This window comes from Xenorhabdus yunnanensis (assembly GCF_028598805.1).
Classification (GTDB): Bacteria; Pseudomonadota; Gammaproteobacteria; order Enterobacterales; family Enterobacteriaceae; genus Xenorhabdus; species Xenorhabdus yunnanensis.
This window is the reverse complement of the sequence record NZ_JAQRFI010000127.1, coordinates 1-2,587: the sequence shown is the minus strand read 5'-3', so window position 1 is coordinate 2,587 and position 2,587 is coordinate 1. Positions and strand designations below refer to the sequence as shown.

The 2,587-nt window shown below is 44.3% G+C and carries 1 protein-coding gene and 1 pseudogene; both read left to right on the top strand.

The window, feature by feature from the left end:
• Window positions 1-138: 138 nt before the first annotated feature.
• Window positions 139-690, top strand: a pseudogene (locus tag PSI23_RS20950) (tyrosine-type recombinase/integrase); the annotation flags it as partial.
• Between the two features lie 133 nt (window positions 691-823).
• Entirely contained in the window at window positions 824-2,518 is a 1,695-nt protein-coding gene (locus PSI23_RS20945) for a toprim domain-containing protein (protein WP_306309657.1), read from the top strand.
• The last annotated feature ends 69 nt before the right edge of the window (window positions 2,519-2,587 follow it).

Sequence of the window (2,587 nt, the reverse complement as noted above, 5' to 3'; positions counted from 1 at the left end):
ACCCCCTTACAGCCCGGATTTGAATCCCATCGAACCCAAATGGGCTGAAGTCAAAGCGATAAGAAGACGAGAAAGGTGTTCAATTGATGAACTGTTTATGGTACATGTTGACTATGCCTGATTATATTGATTCTGCTATATATGGGAAGTCAGATAGTCAGAACGGCTTTGCGAATGCTGATATTAACAGGCGTTAGTCCGGGAGAACTTCGTAAGGCTGAATGGTCAGAAATTGATTTAGATAAGGCTGTTTGGACAATTCCAGCCGAAAAAATGAAAATACGCCGCACTCATATAGTGCCATTATCAAGGCAAGTTATTGACTTATTGAAGCAGATTCAGCCTATCAGCGGTAATTATCAATATGTATTTCCAAGCCGTACAGACTACAGAAAGCATATATCTGATATGGCAATCAATACCATGATCCGCCGTATGGGATATTCAGGACGAGCAACAGGCCACGGCTTTCGCCACACCATGAGTACCATCCTGCATGATCAAGACTTCAACACTGCATGGGTTAAAAAACAGCTTGCTCACGTCGATAAAAACAGCATCTGGGGTACTTACAACCATGCGCAATATCTGGATGGTCGTCGGGAAATGCTGCAATGGTATGCGGATTACATGGAGATACTGGAACGAGGTGAAAATATCCTCATCGGAAAATTTGGCAAAAGGGCGTAGAGGAACGCGGAGTCAAGAGCTGCATAACATATAAAAGAATATGACATAAGAAACGTAACATAAAAACAACGCCCCAGTGTGCGCTAACACATTTGAGGCGTCTAACCAACAACCGTTAAAGAAGGTAACGATGATGGCTGACATACAGCATACCCAAACTCACCCTAAATTTACATCTTCAGATAAAACAGACGAACAAAAACCGCTAGAATTTATCCAAACTGTGAAAAAATCCGCCATATATCACTGGGAAAATCTGCTGCCTGCCTGTGGCATTGATATTCCTGCAAAGGGAAAGCATGGTACCTGTCCTGTTTGCAGTGGTACTGATCGTTTTCACTTTATCGACGATCATCATCATGGCAATTGGCATTGCCGCCAGTGTGATGTTCCAAACTATGGTGATGGGCTGGATTTAGTGGCAAAGACCAAAGGGATCTCGATTTTTGAAGCAGCAAAGGTTGTTGCAAATGCGCTGGCATTGCCTTTGCCAGAACTCAAGCCAACCAACACACCGATTCATAGCGCTAAACCAATCGCAGAACTGGTTGCCACTGCTGTTACGGGTGAATCTCAATATTTGGTGAAAAAGGGATTGCAATGCTCCAATCAGCGGTTGTTAAAAGACGGTTCTTTATTGCTGGTGACTCAGACACTGGATGGCGCAATCACTGGCGCGCAGACCATCAAGCCAAATGGTGAAAAACGTCTTGTTTCCGGTACACATAAAAAAGGCAGCTTTATCCCTGTATCTGAGATTACCAGAACGCCGGATACTTTCATTATTACCGAGGGTTACGCTACAGCCTTAACAGTCAGACAATTACATAAGGGCGTGGTACTGGCAGCGATTGATGAAAGCAATCTACTGATTGTTGCCGAGCAGGTTAGAGCGCAGTGTCCAAACTCCAGAATCATAATTGCCGCCGATAACGACTGGCACGAACAAGGCGAGCGAGATAAAAACAGTAGATTAAAAAAGAATGTTGGCAAAATAGCGGCAGAGAATACAGCTATAGTGATTAATGGATGGGTAACTTTGCCACCTACAGAGCATAAAGCCGATTGGGACGATTATCGCCAGCAACACGGTGTGGAAATAGCACAACAAGCCTTTGCTCAGGGGCTTTATCAGCCAGCATTAATCAAGAAAAAAGAAGCCATTCAATACAATGATGCCGAATCTTCAAAACTGACACTATGTCAGATGGGAGCCAGCCAGCGTGGAGAAGTATTGCTAGCACGTTATAACGGTGATTTGGCACTGGATGGCGCTTCGGAAACAGTTCATCACTATGACGGTATTGTCTGGCGTCCGGTCAGTGACCGCGATTTAAGACGGGAAATGGTAGCGGCTTTTATGGAAGGAAAATTGCCGTACTCACCAAATGGTATTAGCTCTGCTGTGGATGCCCTGAAATTACAGCTTCCCATGATGCAACCACCAGAACGCCACTTAATCGGGTTTAGTAATGGCGTGTTTGACTTGAAAGCCTGTCAGTTCCGGCCTCACCGCAAAAATGACTGGCTATTGCTTGCCAATGACGTTGAATTCAATTCTCCTGTTTTGGGGGAAACCCTGCAAGATCACGCGCCACAGTTCTGGCGCTGGCTCAATCAAGCAACTGCCAACTGCGATAACAAATTTGATCGGGTGCTCGCTGCGCTATTTATGGTATTAGCAAACCGTTACGATTGGCAGTTATTTCTGGAAGTCACTGGAGCAGGTGGCAGCGGCAAAAGTATCTTTGCCGAAATCTGTTCAATGCTGGCAGGTAAAGGCAATTGTTGTGCTTTAATAAATTCGGACACTTTGGTAAAGGAATAGAATGACTTTAATTAAGGTGTCTTTATGAAACGAAAATCACCCCAAAAATTTACCGATAATTTTAAAAGA

What these genes read in the sequence shown, in the direction of transcription:
- PSI23_RS20945 (WP_306309657.1), top strand. Translation starts at nt 824, where the DNA reads ATGGCTGACATACAGCATACCCAAACTCACCCTAAATTTACATCTTCA.